Below are 16,311 nucleotides of genomic sequence, written 5' to 3'. Positions count from 1 at the left end.
AAGTACATGCAGTTTAATTTACAAAGCGATTTGCATTTAAAGCTTTTGACTGTAGTGTAGAACTAGATGAGGATTAAAAGCGATAACGACACCAATGTTCAAATTAAACAAGTGTACCTAAAGCTTTTCCTATGATACGATGATAAGCCGTGTGTATTAATAGCTTCTATATGTTCTTTAGTACCGTAGCCGAAATTTTTATGCCATAAATATTGTGGAAATTCAGTACTTAAATCTAACATTAAACGATCTCTAGTAATTTTGGCAATAATAGAAGCTGCTGCAATCGATAACGATAAATTATCACCGTTAACTATACTAATAAATCTCTTATCATTAAACTGCATATTACCGTCAACTAAAACGATTTCTGGTTTAATAGTAAGATTTGCCACAGCAATAGAACAAGCTTTTTTAGTTGCTTCTAATATATTAATCTCATCAATTTCGGTATTGCAAATAATAGCGGTCGACCAAACATAATTACTAGTTATTTGCGCATATAATAATTCTCTTTTTCTTTTAAAAAGCTTTTTAGAATCTTTAATACCTGGAATAATATTTGTGTTATCGATTACAACAGCGCTAGCTACTACCGGACCTGCTAGCGGCCCTCTACCTGCTTCATCTATACCTGCTACAATATATTCCTGATATTTCTTCTCATACTGTAATAAGTCCATTTCCATAATTGTATTTTTTAAGTTTTTAATGTATACTCATTTAGCCTAAAAATTGGCATCGTTGCATGGATCGATGTCATTCCTGCATAGGCGGAAATCGAGTAAAATCTATAAAAACCTTGTTTTTTAGTTTAATGTTGTTAATTAATGTGTAATTTTTATTAAAATTATTTTTCTGGCTTTCTGCATATGCAGGAATGACATTAGTCGTTTTTAAAAACTATGCAACAAAACCTAAAATAACTTAGAACTATAAAAAAGTAAAAGTGCAAAATTATTTTCAATTACTAGGACTACAGCAAAATTACGATATTGATCTTAAGATACTAGAAAAGCAATATTTGGCTATGCAGGTAAAATATCATCCTGATACAGTAAAAACTTTGCAAGAAAAGGAACAAAATCTACTTATTGTGTCTGAATTAAATAAAGCTTACTCTACTCTTAAAAATGCCTTAAAACGTGCTGAATATATGCTGCTTTTGCAAAATATAAACTTGAATGATGAAAAGGTACGCACTCTACTTTCTAACCTAGAGTTAAGCATATTTTGGGATGAACTGGAAATAATTGAAAATACTAACATATTTAGTGATCTAGAAAAAATAAAAGATAAATATAAATTAATGGAAAAGCATGAAATTGATTCTTTAAAACAAGCTTTTAAAGAACAAAATCTATCAGATGCGACTATAAAAACTAGCAAACTTAAATATATTGAAACATTGCTTAATAAGCTGCAAGAAAAAATAAAATCATGCAAATAATAGAAATTAAGGAACCGAATCAAGCTGATTTTAAGCAAGAACGGCAAATAGCAGTCGGCATCGATTTTGGCACTACTAACTCATTAATAGCTATTTCAACTAATAGAAAAGTTAAAGTTATTAAGACTATAGATGATAAAGAATTAATTCCGACTACTATAGAATTTACAGATGGCAATTTTACAATAGGTAATAATAACGGATTGCGTTCCATTAAAAGACTATTCGGGAAAACATTAAAAGAAATTCTAAATACGCCTGCACTTTTTTCGTTAGTTAAAGACTATATAGATATAAATAGTGATAAACCTAAACTAAATTTTGCCAATAAAAGGATGTACATCCCTGAAATTGCAGCAGAAGTGTTTATTTATCTAAAAAATCAAGCAGAGAAACAATTAAAGACTAGTATAACTAAAGCAGTTATAACGGTACCTGCACATTTTAACGATGCAGCAAGAGGTGAAATAATGCTTGCAGCTAAAATAGCAGGTCTTGAAGTATTAAGGCTAATTGCTGAACCTACTGCTGCTGCCTATGCTTACGGCTTAAATAAAAATAAACTCCCTAAGAAACTTGCTTATAGAGAGGAATTTGTAGGAGATACACAGCACAGCACTACAACATACAAAGGAGCATGTGAAGATGCGAGTAGCGGATTGACTCACAATTTACATCTAGAAGTAAAACTTCCGAGGGAGTCTAATCAAAACAGTTGTTATTTAGTATATGACCTCGGCGGCGGCACTTTTGATGTATCTATTCTTAATATACAAGAAGGTATTTTTCAAGTTATAGCAACAAACGGAGATAATATGCTCGGCGGTGACGATATAGATGTAGTAATTACACAATATCTTTGTAAGAAATTTGATTTACCTGATTCTATAGATACTTTACAACTTACAAAAAAAATAAAAGAAACCTTAACATATAAAGATAGTTTTAATACTGATACCATATCACTTAATAAGCAAACATTAGAACTATTAATTTTACCTTTAATAGAACGTACTATCAATATAGCCAAAGAGTGTTTAGAACAAGCAGGAAATCCAAATATAGATGGAGTTATTTTAGTAGGTGGGGCAACCCGCATTTCTTTAATAAAAAATGAATTATATAAAGCATTTAAAGTAGATATTCTATCAGATATCGACCCTGACAAAGCAGTTGTATGGGGGGCTGCATTACAAGCAGAAAATTTAATAACACCCCATACAAATTCATTATTGATTGATGTAGTACCTTTATCACTGGGCATGGAATTATATGGCGGTATAGTTGAAAAAATCATCATGCGTAATACTCCGATTCCCATTTCGGTAGTGAAAGAATTTACTACTTATGCTGACAATCAAACCGGTATACAATTTCATATATTACAAGGTGAACGTGAAATGGCTGTAGATTGCCGCAGCCTTGCAAGGTTTGAGTTAAAAGGATTACCTCCGATGAAAGCAGGTGATATTAGAGCCGAAGTTACTTTTGCTATTGATGCAGACGGCATATTATCTGTTTCTGCTTATGAAAAAATCAGTAATACATCACATACTATAGAAGTAAAACCAAATCATGGTATTGATAAAACTGAGATTGATATTATGCTAGAAAACGCTTATAAAAATGCTAAAATAGATTATAATACAAGATTATTACAAGAAGCAGTAATTGAAGCAGAGGCTTTAATCTTTAATATAGAACATACTATAGCAGAATTAACAACTATATTATCAGAAAGTGAGATATCTATAATTAATTCTTTATTATATAATATAAAAGACGCTATACGTGCTAAAGATCGGATCTTAATTAGGCATTCTATTAAAGAGTTTAAATCCAAAATACAAAAATCTATGAATATAAAGTTTAATATAAAAATAAAAATTAATGATTTGCTAAAAGGCTAAAATATTAATTAGATTCAATAGCCTCAGTTATATAACATTTTATATGATTGAATTAATTTAGATAAGGAAAAATAATTAGAATGTCAGGAGAAATAAGCGTAACATTTATTATAAATGATGGAGAGGAAAAAATAGTAAAAGCACCCATAGGACTTTCTATTTTAGAAATCGCCCATAGTAATGATATAGACCTTGAAGGAGCTTGTGAAGGATCGCTTGCTTGCGCTACTTGTCATGTTATTTTAGAAGAAGAATATTACAACAAATTAAAAAAACCTACGGAAGCAGAAGAAGATATGCTTGACTTAGCCTTCGGTCTTACAGATACTTCTAGATTAGGGTGTCAAATTATTTTAAATAAAGAATTAGACAACATAAAAGTACGTCTTCCTTCTGCTACTCGTAATATAAAATTATAATGGATTAAAAAAGTGATACGTAAAATACTTCTTTTTGTGTTTTTAGCCTTTACTATAATATGGTTTGCAATTGCATATACTATAAAAAATAACGTTGTAAGTTTAATTAAAAATTCTGAATCCGATAATCTTAAAATATCTTATAATGTGATTAAGTTCTCAGGTTATCCTTTTAATTGGAAAATTACCGTCATAGATCCTAAAGTAAAATTAATTGATCATGTAAATTCTAAAGAATTTACTAGCGCAAATATTGTCCTAAATATAGCTTTTAGTACTAAAAGAGCAACTCTTAATTTCGGTCCTTTAATTAGAGAAGTTGAGAATTACGGCGACAAAATATTTACATATGATGTACGCAGCAATGATGACATAAAAGGTATAAGCAAATTTAATAAACCTTTATATAAAATATTAAAGGATGATAATTTAAAAGAGGTATTAAAATCAATTCAGTTAAATAATACAGCATTATCAATATTTAAAGATAATCAAGAAATCTTTAAAATTAATGATTTAGCATTCCTTATAAGAAAACAGAATTTAGCAAGTGAAGAAAATATATCCTTATTTTTAAATATGAATTATAATTCAGAAAAAGATATTTTGAATTTTAAAAATGCTAATTTAGATATTGCTGTCTCTTTAAATTTTACTGAAGATGAAAAAGATTCAGCTATTTTACAACATGTTAATATAGTAAAATTTATTTTTACTTGTGATAATAATTCTAAAGTTAATTTAAACGGTGCTTTACAATTCTTTGCCAATAAATCACCGGAAGGCAAACTATATTTTGAGCTAGAAAATTATAATTCCATAATTGATAAATTATTACCGAATAATATTATTTTTTCTAAAAAAATAATTAAAACAATTATTGCCAAGGCAATTAATAAAGCTTCTGACAAGGATTTGAATATAGATCAAAATGATACGAATTTGGCATATAACAATATCGAGAACGCTAAGTTTGATATTGAGTTTTCAGATAAAGGTATAAATATTGGTTCAATTAATTTATTGAAACTAAAACTTGACTAACATCAAGAAGGCAAACACACCGGAAATAATCTAAATTAGGTTTATGAACAATTTTAAATTAGTGTTACATACTACTATTATTAGCATATTTCTTATTTGTAGTAATATTTATGCTGCTCCAAAAGGAGTTAAAATCGGTACCGGATCTATTTTAAAAGGATATTATGCTCTTGGACTTGATTTATGCAAGACTATTACAACTGATGACAAAAATAATGAACATATTAAATGTGAAGTTGTTGCAACAACTGGTAGTATAGAAAATTTAAAATTATTACAACAAGGTAAAATTGATTTAGCCTTAGTGCAGGCCAATATTGCATTAGAAGCATATGAAGGTATAGGTTATTATCACACTCAAGAAAAAATGCAAAATTTACGGCAGGTACTTAATCTACATGATGAATTTTTTACAGTTATTGTAAAAGATGATGATAAAATAAAAGTTTTTGCTGATATTGACGGGAAAAAAATCACTAATGATTCGGCATTTTCCGGTAGTAATATTACTTATAATGCTGTACGTCCTTTATATAAATTTTCTAAAGAACCTGAAGAACTACACATTAATTATGAAGATTCTATTGATAAATTCTGTAATAAGGAAATAGATGCTATAATAATGATGGTTGGACACTCTAACCCCTTAGTAAATTTAATAGCTAATAAGTGTGAAGTTAATTTTGTATCAATTGAAAATGATAAAATAGCAGAATTAGTAAAACAAAATAGGACTTTTCATAAAACTATACTTCACAAGGGCTTATATCCAGGGATTACCAATGATCAAACTACAATAAAAGTATCGGCAATTCTAGTAACTAGAGATGATATGGATCGTGATATTTTAGATAAATTTATTGGTGCGTTTCATAGAAACATAGCAAATTTTAAACTTTCTAATTACTTATTAAATAACTTTGACAATAACTATTTTGCCAATACTAAAAATTTTGTTCTACCAAAACATGATTCAGTAAGAAATAAAAACTAACAATATCTTATGTCTGAAAAGATTATATTTAAAAATATACTTATACCTATAGATTTAAATGATAAAAAATCTATAAAAGGCATGCTTTCTAAGGCTTTAATACTTGCTACTTCCTTTCAAGCGAAATTATATTTTATGTATGTAATTCCTGAATTCGGTATGAAAATGTTTGAAGATTATTTACCTAAAAATTGGAGAACAGAGAAAAAAGAAAAGTATCAATCCCAAATTAAAGAACTTATCAAACAGTATATTCCTGATGAAATTGAAACAGATTATTATATAGGTAGTGGTGCCGTTTATGATGAAATAATTCAGTACTCTAATAAAATTAAAGCCGATTTAATAATAATCTCTGCAGTTAGACTGCAATTAAAAGATTATATGCTTGGACCTAATGCTTCTAAAATCGTCCGCCATTCAGATATATCAGTGTTAGTAGTAAGAGACGAGTAATAAGCATTATCGTGTTGCCCTTATGTCATTCTTTTGGGAAGCGAAAAAGCTTATTACTGTGTGTTACCCTGCTACCTGACCAAGGTATCCATAAAAACAACTTAAAATACATAATTTTAATATTTAAAACTGGACCACGTGATCAAGTTACGGGGTAACAGATAAGTTTTTCAAGCCATACATTGCGTAATCATCTACAACTTCACAAAACCTTGGTGGCTTTAATATGTCTTTGTATAAGTAGCAGTTGTATTTTTAAGTAATATACTTACATTACCTTTTTCCGTTAAAACGCTAGCACCGATACTATAACTGAATTTAGGCTGCTTTGGTAATGCAACGGTTTCATTAACTTCTCTATCTTTCCATTTTACTTTAGCATTAAGCTTTTTACTCTTAATAGTTAAAGCAATGTTAAGTACAGGCATAATACCTAAACACTTCAGGTATTTTCTGAGGAGCTAAAAGCTACTTTGATGACTAAAAACCACTCTATAAATGCTACTTTTAGAAGCAATAATTAAATGCTAAATACCTATTAGTATACACCATCTTTAGAGTGATCATATCTTATACCAAGATTTGGAGTAAAAGCAATACCATTCATAAGATTGATTATAACTTAATAAGGTTTCAAAGTTATATATCTACCGGCTGCAATAGTACCTAAACAGTTAATTTCTACTCTTCACTATATTATGATTGTAAGCAAACATAGCTTAGATTATGAGGCACAGGAATATTGTCAACTACTCCTAGTATATTTATACTGTCTATTACTGCAATGCTAATATTTTCTTTCAAACCTTTTAATATTTTTTCATTTTCATGGAGTTGATCAAACGTTAAATAATCCTTACTTCTGAACTGTCTAACACCATGTATTTCAAAAGTGTTTCCTGACTTAATAAGCTTATCAGTAACATCTATTTCTTAGCAGAATGATAATATTACAGACAGTGGAAAATACTTTTATACCCAACTGTAGTATCAATATTAACAACTCGTACTACTTGTTCTTGACGCTCTGATTAGAGTTTATAGGTATATTTACCTTTATTATAAGACCAACAACCATTTTATTGTTTAACTTGACATGCTATCGTTAACGGAACAATATTTTCTTGCACTCTATTAATTAGGGCAGTACTTTCTTTCGTCGGCAGGTATTTCTCGTATATATGAGCACAAAATTCAATATACTCCAAATTATCATTTCATATTTCGGGGTTACATGAGGTACAAACTGTTCCAATACTTGGGTGACCCCTTTATGTATTCTTGCATTTCTCACTACCCTTGCTGCCGGTCTTAAATCACCTATTCTTGCTACCACATTAACGGCAACTTCTACAATATTATCAATGATTGCTACGCCTAAAATCTCGCAGCAGCAACGGCATGACGCGCCTCTATCTCTATACAACAGTTAGCAGCGGCCTAAGCTTCTAAAGCTACACCACTTGAAATATAAATTTAGAAAAATTTATAGATTTTTCTCTAATTCCATTTTTATAAAATATTAATTATGACCTAAAGTATTAATGTGTTATTTATACATGAAAAAATATTATATCAAGAAATTTTTATTGCTGAGCTATAAACTAGTATAAACAATGTGGGTTTTTAGTTTAATTACAATTAGTTAATTTTAATGCCTTGTGGTGCATGTATACGCTGTTTACAATGTTACTTGTATACATGCAAGCTATATTATTAAATCTTTCATTATTTTTTAATGCTTTATAATAATTATTGCATAGTCTTAATGTCATACTGTTGATTACAAGAATCCAGTCAATAATAGGAAAACATGATATTTTATATAAATTTTAAAAGTTATTGTCTGAATTCCTGCTTTTTCTTGGAGATGAAATTAGCAACAGCTAGAATAAAATAAAAACTATAAGGTATATACTTTGTCTCTTAAAACCAAATTACTCTTTATTACAAGCCTTTATTATTCCTCCTGCTCTACTTAAAGACGTAAGTTTCTCATAAAGAGTATATGATTAATGCGTATTTCGCTTTCTAAAGAGACGATAAATATAGGTATATTCACTCTACTAAAGTGAAATACCGGCGAGTTTTATAGAAGCAATACTATTATAGAAGATCAGCATTTTTACAAACACTTCGACGTTAATCCCGTTTCTTTAGTCAAATCTTTTTATTCTACTTATTTAAAAAATAGTCGAAAAATAGGCGGATCTACCATAACAATGCAAGTAGCACGCCTTAGATACGGAATAAACTCTTCTACTCTCTTTGGTAAAATTCATCAAATTATTAAAGCTGTTCATATATATTATTCAAAAGACGAAATCCTAGAAACTTATCTAAACCTAGTGCATTACGGTAGTAACATTGAAGGGGTAGCAACCGTTAGTTATATTTACTTAAATCGCAACCTAAAAGACTTAAATTTGTTGATATTTTAAGCCTTGCAGTAATACCACAGAATCCACTTAAAAGAGGCGGAAACAACCTTAATATATTTGATGCACATAAATATTTATTTACCGAATGGCTAGCGGCTCATCCACAAGATATTATTTATAATCAGTTAATTAGTTTACCGATTAAATTTAATCAAAAAAAGATCTTCCTTTTATTGCACTGCATTTTATTTTAGATATTCTAGCAAATAATGATAATCCTATAGTAATACTATAGATAAAAATCTACAAACTATTATAGAGCAACAAATTCGGCTATATATTAATATAACCTGAAAAAATATGGTATTAATAATGCCTCTGTAATTCTTATTGATTTTACTACTATAGAAGTACTTGCAAGTATTGGCTCTGGAGACTTTTTTAATAATGATATTTGCTGGCAAATTAACGGTACTAAAAGCCATAGATCTCCAGGCTCAGCTTTAAAAGTATTTGTCTATGCACTTAGTTTTGATCAATCACTAATACACCTGTTAACTTTACTAAAGGATACACCTACTGACTATAATCATTATAAACCAGAAAATTTTGATAGCAGATTAGGCGGATTAAATGCTAAAGAATCATTAATAAAAAGATGTAATGTACTAGTAATATTTCTAGCCTCTAAATTAAAAAATCCAAATTTTTATGAGTTCTTACAACAAGCAAAAATTATTGGCTTACAAAAACCTGAAAATTACGGCTTATCTATAGTACTCAGTACGGTAGAAATTACTCTTGAACAGTTAACTACTCTTTATGCTATGCTTGCTACTTTTGGTAATTATAAACCACTTAAGACAGTATTATATAATATCATGCACACAAAAGCAGGAAGCTAGTGCCATGTCATACCGTAGCTTGAACATAAAATCTAGAAAAATTTAAAAAGACTGAATCCATCTACAAGCTCGCTGGATAACATCAATGATTTTATGACTGATTCTAAAATATTATCCCCTGAAGTAAGTTATCTAACTCTTGATATTATAAAAGATACTATTCGTCCTATTACCTATAATAATACAAGATATAACTTACCTACCGATTTATTGGAAAACAGGTACTTCTAGCTTATTTAGAGATGCACTTAGCGTTGGAATATTTGGGAAATACATATTTGCAGTTTGGGTTGGAGATTTCAAAGGTCAAACTCACGGAACATTTACAGGTAGTATTATGATGCCCCTTTATTCTTTAATATTATCGAAGCCATAGCACAACCAAATTAAAGATGAGGATTTAAGCCTTTCAAAAATTTATGAACTAAATATTACTAAAGTAAAAATTTGTGCAGATACAGGAAATATTATGACCGGTTAAAGCAGAAACCTTATTTATTAAAGGTAAATCACTGATAAAACAATCAGATATTTATAGAAAGATGCTAATAGATTTAAATTGGCATACCTGCTTGCAACTTTATCAAAGGACAAACAGAATTAAGACATGGCCGATAGATATGCTCTCGGTTTACCAAAAAGCAGGAATACATATATTACCATATTACCGAAACCAATAACTACAAACCATTGCAATAGGTTGATAAATTGGCATCATCAAAAACCTAAAATTATATACCAGTTAAGAAATTCCGTACATTCAATTAAAGATAGCAAGATATTACTTTTAGACAACTAACGATAACAGAATAATATCTTTTGGTTTGTGGGTAATGCAATTAATATCAACTGCAAAACCAAACAAAACAGTAATATGGAAGGCACAAGTTGGTGAATTTATTAGAGCTATAAGTGATAACGGGGAAAGCGATAGTATAAAAATTTATATTAAAGAATAAGTTATTATATATGAAATTTAAAATCACCATAGAAATTGATCTTAAATCTTTCTGGGCGAGGGACGCAACTGCTCTTGACTCTTTAAAAATAAATATTCTATCCATTGATGGAAGTTAATTATTCACTAAATACAAGCAGGCAGAAACATCAGAACACCTACAGAATAATAGGATCACCTCATAACAGCAATACTTCAAATTTTAGGCTATATTGCAAGATGAGGTTACCATTATGTATGCGACCTATAAATTAAAGAATTATTATTTGAAGAAACGTTAACTATATTATTGCCAATAGCAAATTATAAAAGTACTATTCACGTTATCTTAATAAGTCATTTATGCTTACTTTAGCTCTAGTAGTTTTATCAACTTGTTTTATGATGACTACACAGTAAAGTCCAGGCTTACCTACTTCCTGAGCAGGTAATACCCCCGGTACTACAACAGAATAAGCCGGAATTCTGCCATAAATAATTTCCCCTGTATCTCTATATACTATTTTTGTAGAGCTACCGATAAACACCCCCATACTAATTACTGATCCCTCCTCGACTATTACACCTTCTGCTATTTCCGATCTTGCACCGATAAAACAATTATCTTCAATGATCACAGGTTTTGCTTGCAATGGCTCAAGTACCCCACCTATTCCCGTACCACCTGAAATATGACAATTCTTGCCGATTTGGGCACATGAACCGATAGTAGCCCATGTATCAATCATTGTGCTCTCATCTATATAAGCACCTAAATTAATAAAAGAAGGCATAATAACAACATTTTTAGCTATATAAGTACCGGTTCTAACAAAAGCACCGGGAACTGTGCGTATAGCTGCTTCTTTGAATGTATTTTTATCAATATCTGCAGAAAATTTAGGAGCAACTTTGTCATACCAACTATTATAATTGTTATTATAAAGTTGTGATTCCGTAGTAATAAAATATAGCAATATAGCTTTCTTTACCCATTCATTAACTTGCCAACTATTTTCTTTCTTTTCACAGACACGAATTGTACCTTGATTTAAGCTTGCTATAATATCATGAAGAGTCTTTTTTAATTTTATAAGCTTTGAAGAATCTTGCAGAAGTTTGTCCTTCATTTGCCAAGCTTCTTCAATTTCTTTAATAAGAGAGGACATATCTTTTAATTGTTTTATTGCCAAAAATAATAAATGAGATTATCATTAAAGTCAAATATAATAATTACAATTAAAAATGTATATTACGTGCCCCAATTGTCAAACAAAATTTATTGTTACGAGTAATCAAATAGGTATTAACGGACGACGAGTCAAATGTTCCAAATGTAACTATTTGTGGTATCAAAAGTTAGACTATAATACTAGTAAATTAAATGACTTTAAAGATAAAGTAAACACGGAAACTATTAAAAATCATTACAATACTAATGTGCCGGTTATTTTACCGTATATTCCTCCTAAGAAAAAATATAATATATTTCCAATATTATGGACTAACTTTATAATTTTTTGTTTAGTAATATTACTAGTTGATAGTTTTAAATTTTTAGGTAAATATGATCAACTAAAAATAGAGGCAATTAATTTAGGAAAATCTCGTCATATAGACGGTATGAAGATATTTTATAAATTATATAATGAATCGGATTATCTAATTTCCGATCCTATAATTAAAGTTAGAGTAATGGATACTAATAATCAAGCTTTAGATGAATATATATCAATTACAAAGCTACAAACAAAAATTGCTGCAAAACAAGCAATATATCTAGAAATGAATATTGACGGGATACCTGTTACAGCAAAATATATTGACATTGCTATAGGTAATAGATTAGGACTTTTATTTAAGTGAGAGGCACTTTGTATTTTACGAGTTAGGTGTTGTGGATATGATGCCTTATGTCATTCAAACCAAAAAAGCGTCTTGTTACAGGATCGATTTCCTGTTGTCATCCCACGGTATGACACTGTGAAGGCATTTTTCAATCATGTAACAAAACTGAAATGATATAGTAATGTTTACTGTGTCTAAAAGCAAAAATACCCATAAGTTGAAACTTACAGGTACTAACCTTAAAGATATAATAATTTGCATTATCGTGTATTAGGAAACACCACATTTTACACTATCAGCAGAACCTGATACCATGTCAACAATATCAGGAGCTTTAAATAATATAATAATTGCAGTAACTACCACTAAAGCTACTTCCCACTGCAATTTTCCTCTTAATGTTTGAATTCCAAGAACAATTATACCAACAACAGCTATACCTTTTGCAGTATTTCCTCTGAATACTTTAATTAAGTTACACAATGCATTACCTACAGGATCACTGGCACTATTATCACCTAAGCTATCAAAAGCTACCATAATAATAGCCACGCTTAGAATAGTAAATAATATCCGTAATGATAGATTATAATCGATCAATTCTTCATTTAATTTATGAATAGTAAAGTTCATATGTTTTACCTCAACAATAATTAGCATTTAAAAAGATAATTTATAATTTATTTATATATAAATCAACTCCTAAATATATGCAATTTTAATTAATATGTAAAAATTTTTTAAAACCATTTGTTTTAAGTAACATTATAATCACATATATCATTTAACTTCCAAATATATAAACAAACGTAAATAAAAATAACCAAATCACATCAATAAAATGCCAATACCATGCAGCAAATTCAAACCCTAAATGTTCATTACCTTCTGTAGTAAAATCTCCTCTTTTTGCTCTAAAGTAACAAACCATTAGAAATATAGTACCTATAATTACATGAGCTCCATGAAAACCTGTGACTAAATAAAAATTAGAAGCATATATACCATCTGTAAATTTAAAAGCTGCATGATAATATTCATATACTTGCATAGTTGTAAAAAATATTCCAAGCAATATAGTAAGAGCGAGTGCAGTTACGCAATCTTTTTGATTCTTTTCCTCTAAAGCGTAGTGCGCCCAAGTAATGGTGGTACCTGATAAGAGTAGTATTAAAGTATTGATAAAAGGAATATCAAACGGATCAAAAGTATTAATTGTAGGAGGAGGCCAAACTCCTTGTTTTACAACCCATACACCGTCTAAAAGACCTACGGGTGATAGACTTGATTTAAAAAAAGAAGCAAAAAATACACCAAAAAATACTATTTCCGTTAAGATAAATAACGTCATACCTATTCGTAAACCTTTTCTAACCGATATTGTATGTTGGTGTTCTACCATCCCTTCTTTTACTATATCTTGCCACCAAGAATATAAACAGTAAACTACTGCAATAACTCCTGCAGATAAAATATATACATTAAACTTGTAGCCATGCATAAACGAGACGCCGCCTATAACCAAAAGAAGTAAAGCAAAAGATGTGAGGACAGGCCAAGGGCTTGGGTCTACTATATGAAATAAGTGTGATTTTGTAATAGGATGTGCATTATTCAATTTTTGACTCATATTTTTATTTTATTTTTCCTAAATATCATCAATAACACACTACAAAAGTATTTGCATTTAAAATAAATAATACACTATTATTTATTTTAAAGCAGATTATATAGAAACTATACCTCATACTCAGAATCACATTATTTATTATTACAACTAAAACCTCTTGGCTCTTTATACTTATTCAACTAATATCTAGAAAGACTGCTAATAATGTTTTAAGATCCATTGTTGCAAGACCAACCTGGCATAACTTAATATTAAGTTATGCCAGGTATATTAATTATTATTAAAGTAAGTAAAATCATGCAATATATATGGAGGTTGTTATCTTACAGCAACAGAGATTAACCCCTGATACCTTAATTTCTAGATTAGGTTAGGCATATTAAATAAAGGAATTGCGAGTAGTATTAGCTATGTTTGATAAAAATAAAAATTTATTAATTCTAAAAAATAAATTAAAGAAAAAATTACAACAATTTTCCTTGCACTACTGTTCCTAATAATATTATTAATATTTTTTCATTATCTTCTTAAGATATTAGAAGTGAAATATTTCTAGATTGTTTAACTAACTTAAGTAATCACCAAAAAATATATCCTTGCTTATTAAACTACGAACTCTAAATTTTCTTGCTTAAAATTATAGAGATACGACAAATTATCTTCACTATTTTACTACTTATTTCTGCAAATATCGCCTTAGTGCTATCATGCATTATAGCAATATTTTTATGTTCAATTTCATCAAGTTGAAACTTAATTAAATTATCTAATAATTCTTGTTCACAACCTAGGCCATGCCAATAATTTATTTGCTGTTCATAATGTTTTTCTATTACTTCTTCTACACTCTCGGTAATAAGCATCGCCGTTTTTATTCCCATTAAGGAAGATAAAGCACCAAGTAAAAATCCGTAGTAATGCCAAAAAAATAATAAAACCGTGGGTCTTACTTTTCTTTCTAGTAATTTTCTTTCAAAAAAATTTAAATGTATCTCTTCGTGATCAAGCATTTCTTTAATCAAATTATAATCATTTTGAGATTTAATATATTTTAGCTGCCCTTGATAAATTCTTGTTGCACCATACTCTCCAGCATGATTTACTCTAATAATTTCATGCATTTGTTTGTTAGGGTCAGAAAAATCAGGTCTTGGCATATAATGTACTTCTAATAAAGTATGTACGAAGATCAACTTCAAAAAGAGCAAAGAACCCACAAAACTAGGAGCAGAGCAATATATAATTAAGTACCACAGTATTTGTAAGTTGACGTAGCTAATTTTGAAAGTTCATCGAGTATAAATTTTTTGCAGTAAATCAAAACTAGCAGGGTTTAGCTTATATTCTACCTCTGCTTGCTGCAGCAGTTTTAAAGTCTCTAAACATTCAGCTATGCTAAGACTACTTGCTATTTTTATAAAATCATTAATATACTGATAAAAAATCGGTGGTGATAATGACTTTATTGCGGATTCCAAACGTTCACCGTTTTTTACTTTCGATAACACTATATATAAATTTAAGTAATGCCTTATTAAGGCTCTGATAATTAAAACTTCATTGATATTTTGTGTTTTTAAAATATCCAGCTCTCGCAAAAAATTACTATAATCTTTTTTTAAAAAATACATTGCTAAATCACTGCCGTTGGCCGTAACTTCGCTACTTATCACTTCTAGAACATCGTTTAAAGTAATTTCTTTTCGATCATGAACAAAATATATCAACTTATTTATTTCATTACAAACTAGATAGTGATCACCTTTTAGGTGAGCTTTTAAATAAGCATTAGCTTCTTTACTTATAGTTTTATTGGTTTTTCCTACTTTATCTAAAATAATTCTTTCAACTTTTGCTTCATCGTCATGATAACAAGCAACTGCCGCCAAATATTCTTCCGTTTCAAAAAATTTTCTGAAGCTTGAACTAGAAGTAATTTCTCCACCTATAAATACAGGAAAATTTATATAATCACTGCTTAGAATTGTTTTTAAATTTTGATCGATTGAATTACCGACTGATCTAACTTTAATTAATTCTTTTTGACCAAAAAAATTAGATGAATTAAGCAATATTTCTAAAGATGCAATATTAGGTTCTGTATATTCTATAGAAGTTTTTAGCATATTTAAGCTTTCTACTAAGTGCTTACAAATTTTCTCTATATAACCTTTATCAGGACCATATAGTAAAAGAGCTTTAATTTTTCCAGCTGTTATTAGTTCAAATAACCGCTTAATTTGTGAAAAATAAAATTTCATAAGTTTAGGTGCTATGTATAAATAAGTAAAATAATCTATTTAGTTCTTTTAAACTATAAATTACAAGATTTTTTAA

The 16,311-nt window shown here is 29.1% G+C and carries 15 protein-coding genes and 2 pseudogenes; 10 read left to right on the top strand and 7 right to left on the bottom strand.

Annotated elements, in window-relative coordinates:
* Positions 1-98: 98 nt before the first annotated feature.
* Positions 99-689: a ribonuclease HII gene (locus AAGW17_RS02580; protein ID WP_347939365.1), complete on the bottom strand. Its 591-nt coding sequence runs from the start codon at positions 687-689 to the stop codon at positions 99-101.
* Positions 690-949: 260 nt separating this feature from the next.
* On the opposite strand from AAGW17_RS02580, the gene hscB reads away from it, so the two are divergent.
* From hscB to AAGW17_RS02550, 6 genes are all read left to right on the top strand, one after another.
* Positions 950-1,450: a Fe-S protein assembly co-chaperone HscB gene (gene hscB / locus AAGW17_RS02575; RefSeq protein ID WP_347939364.1), complete on the top strand. Its 501-nt coding sequence runs from the start codon at positions 950-952 to the stop codon at positions 1,448-1,450.
* Positions 1,441-3,360, top strand: a complete 1,920-nt coding sequence (gene hscA, locus AAGW17_RS02570) for a Fe-S protein assembly chaperone HscA (protein WP_347939363.1) — start codon at positions 1,441-1,443, stop codon at positions 3,358-3,360. Before hscB ends, hscA begins: the two co-directional genes overlap by 10 nt.
* Before the next feature lie 80 nt (positions 3,361-3,440).
* Complete coding sequence (locus AAGW17_RS02565) at positions 3,441-3,779, top strand: ferredoxin family 2Fe-2S iron-sulfur cluster binding protein (RefSeq protein ID WP_347939362.1); 339 nt, start codon at positions 3,441-3,443, stop codon at positions 3,777-3,779.
* Positions 3,780-3,791: 12 nt separating this feature from the next.
* A complete protein-coding gene (locus AAGW17_RS02560; protein WP_347939361.1) occupies positions 3,792-4,823 on the top strand; it encodes a hypothetical protein in 1,032 nt (343 codons plus the stop codon).
* A 43-nt stretch (positions 4,824-4,866) separates the two neighbouring features.
* Positions 4,867-5,817: a TAXI family TRAP transporter solute-binding subunit gene (locus AAGW17_RS02555; protein ID WP_347939360.1), complete on the top strand. Its 951-nt coding sequence runs from the start codon at positions 4,867-4,869 to the stop codon at positions 5,815-5,817.
* 9 nt (positions 5,818-5,826) lie between these two features.
* Entirely contained in the window at positions 5,827-6,273 is a 447-nt protein-coding gene (locus AAGW17_RS02550) for a universal stress protein (protein ID WP_347939359.1), read from the top strand.
* Between the two features lie 221 nt (positions 6,274-6,494).
* Here AAGW17_RS02550 and AAGW17_RS02545 read toward each other — a convergent pair whose 3' ends face one another.
* Positions 6,495-6,701 carry a hypothetical protein gene (locus tag AAGW17_RS02545; RefSeq protein ID WP_347939358.1) on the bottom strand — a complete coding sequence of 69 codons (207 nt, stop codon included), beginning with the start codon at positions 6,699-6,701 and terminating at the stop codon, positions 6,495-6,497.
* Positions 6,702-7,535: 834 nt separating this feature from the next.
* On the opposite strand from AAGW17_RS02545, the gene AAGW17_RS02540 reads away from it, so the two are divergent.
* From AAGW17_RS02540 to AAGW17_RS05235, 3 genes and pseudogenes are all read left to right on the top strand, one after another.
* Entirely contained in the window at positions 7,536-7,706 is a 171-nt protein-coding gene (locus AAGW17_RS02540; protein ID WP_347939357.1) for a hypothetical protein, read from the top strand.
* A 486-nt stretch (positions 7,707-8,192) separates the two neighbouring features.
* Positions 8,193-9,527, top strand: a pseudogene (locus AAGW17_RS05240) (transglycosylase domain-containing protein); the annotation flags it as partial.
* 128 nt (positions 9,528-9,655) lie between these two features.
* Positions 9,656-10,518, top strand: a pseudogene (locus AAGW17_RS05235) (penicillin-binding protein 1C); the annotation flags it as partial.
* 322 nt (positions 10,519-10,840) lie between these two features.
* On the opposite strand, the gene dapD reads toward AAGW17_RS05235, so the two are convergent.
* Positions 10,841-11,665 carry a 2,3,4,5-tetrahydropyridine-2,6-dicarboxylate N-succinyltransferase gene (dapD, locus tag AAGW17_RS02530; RefSeq protein WP_347939356.1) on the bottom strand — a complete coding sequence of 275 codons (825 nt, stop codon included), beginning with the start codon at positions 11,663-11,665 and terminating at the stop codon, positions 10,841-10,843.
* A gap of 76 nt (positions 11,666-11,741) precedes the next feature.
* Here dapD and AAGW17_RS02525 point away from each other — a divergent pair, with 76 nt between their 5' ends.
* Positions 11,742-12,362: an MJ0042-type zinc finger domain-containing protein gene (locus AAGW17_RS02525; RefSeq protein ID WP_347939355.1), complete on the top strand. Its 621-nt coding sequence runs from the start codon at positions 11,742-11,744 to the stop codon at positions 12,360-12,362.
* 252 nt (positions 12,363-12,614) lie between these two features.
* On the opposite strand, the gene AAGW17_RS02520 is transcribed toward AAGW17_RS02525, so the two are convergent.
* The 4 genes from AAGW17_RS02520 to holA form a co-directional block, all read right to left on the bottom strand.
* On the bottom strand, positions 12,615-12,977 hold the full coding sequence (locus AAGW17_RS02520) for a TrbC/VirB2 family protein (protein ID WP_347939395.1): 363 nt from the start codon (positions 12,975-12,977) through the stop codon (positions 12,615-12,617).
* A gap of 151 nt (positions 12,978-13,128) precedes the next feature.
* On the bottom strand, positions 13,129-13,974 hold the full coding sequence (locus AAGW17_RS02515; RefSeq protein ID WP_410528113.1) for a cytochrome c oxidase subunit 3: 846 nt from the start codon (positions 13,972-13,974) through the stop codon (positions 13,129-13,131).
* A 617-nt stretch (positions 13,975-14,591) separates the two neighbouring features.
* Complete coding sequence (locus AAGW17_RS02510) at positions 14,592-15,131, bottom strand: demethoxyubiquinone hydroxylase family protein (RefSeq protein ID WP_347939354.1); 540 nt, start codon at positions 15,129-15,131, stop codon at positions 14,592-14,594.
* 132 nt (positions 15,132-15,263) lie between these two features.
* Entirely contained in the window at positions 15,264-16,235 is a 972-nt protein-coding gene (gene holA, locus AAGW17_RS02505; protein WP_347939353.1) for a DNA polymerase III subunit delta, read from the bottom strand.
* Positions 16,236-16,311: the final 76 nt, after the last annotated feature.

Source organism: Rickettsia sp. Oklahoma-10, from assembly GCF_039954865.1.
Taxonomy (GTDB): domain Bacteria; phylum Pseudomonadota; class Alphaproteobacteria; order Rickettsiales; family Rickettsiaceae; genus Rickettsia; species Rickettsia oklahomensis.
Note: the sequence above shows the minus strand (reverse complement) of the source record. Positions and strands in the feature narration are given on the sequence as shown.

What these genes read in the sequence shown, in the direction of transcription:
- AAGW17_RS02580 (WP_347939365.1), bottom strand. Translation starts at nt 689, where the DNA reads ATGGAAATGGACTTATTACAGTATGAGAAGAAATATCAGGAATATATT.
- hscA (WP_347939363.1), top strand. Translation starts at nt 1,441, where the DNA reads ATGCAAATAATAGAAATTAAGGAACCGAATCAAGCTGATTTTAAGCAA.
- AAGW17_RS02565 (WP_347939362.1), top strand. Translation starts at nt 3,441, where the DNA reads ATGTCAGGAGAAATAAGCGTAACATTTATTATAAATGATGGAGAGGAA.
- AAGW17_RS02555 (WP_347939360.1), top strand. Translation starts at nt 4,867, where the DNA reads ATGAACAATTTTAAATTAGTGTTACATACTACTATTATTAGCATATTT.
- AAGW17_RS02550 (WP_347939359.1), top strand. Translation starts at nt 5,827, where the DNA reads ATGTCTGAAAAGATTATATTTAAAAATATACTTATACCTATAGATTTA.
- AAGW17_RS02545 (WP_347939358.1), bottom strand. Translation starts at nt 6,701, where the DNA reads ATGCCTGTACTTAACATTGCTTTAACTATTAAGAGTAAAAAGCTTAAT.
- dapD (WP_347939356.1), bottom strand. Translation starts at nt 11,665, where the DNA reads ATGTCCTCTCTTATTAAAGAAATTGAAGAAGCTTGGCAAATGAAGGAC.
- AAGW17_RS02525 (WP_347939355.1), top strand. Translation starts at nt 11,742, where the DNA reads ATGTATATTACGTGCCCCAATTGTCAAACAAAATTTATTGTTACGAGT.
- AAGW17_RS02520 (WP_347939395.1), bottom strand. Translation starts at nt 12,977, where the DNA reads ATGAACTTTACTATTCATAAATTAAATGAAGAATTGATCGATTATAAT.
- AAGW17_RS02515 (WP_410528113.1), bottom strand. Translation starts at nt 13,974, where the DNA reads ATGAGTCAAAAATTGAATAATGCACATCCTATTACAAAATCACACTTA.
- AAGW17_RS02510 (WP_347939354.1), bottom strand. Translation starts at nt 15,131, where the DNA reads ATGCCAAGACCTGATTTTTCTGACCCTAACAAACAAATGCATGAAATT.
- holA (WP_347939353.1), bottom strand. Translation starts at nt 16,235, where the DNA reads ATGAAATTTTATTTTTCACAAATTAAGCGGTTATTTGAACTAATAACA.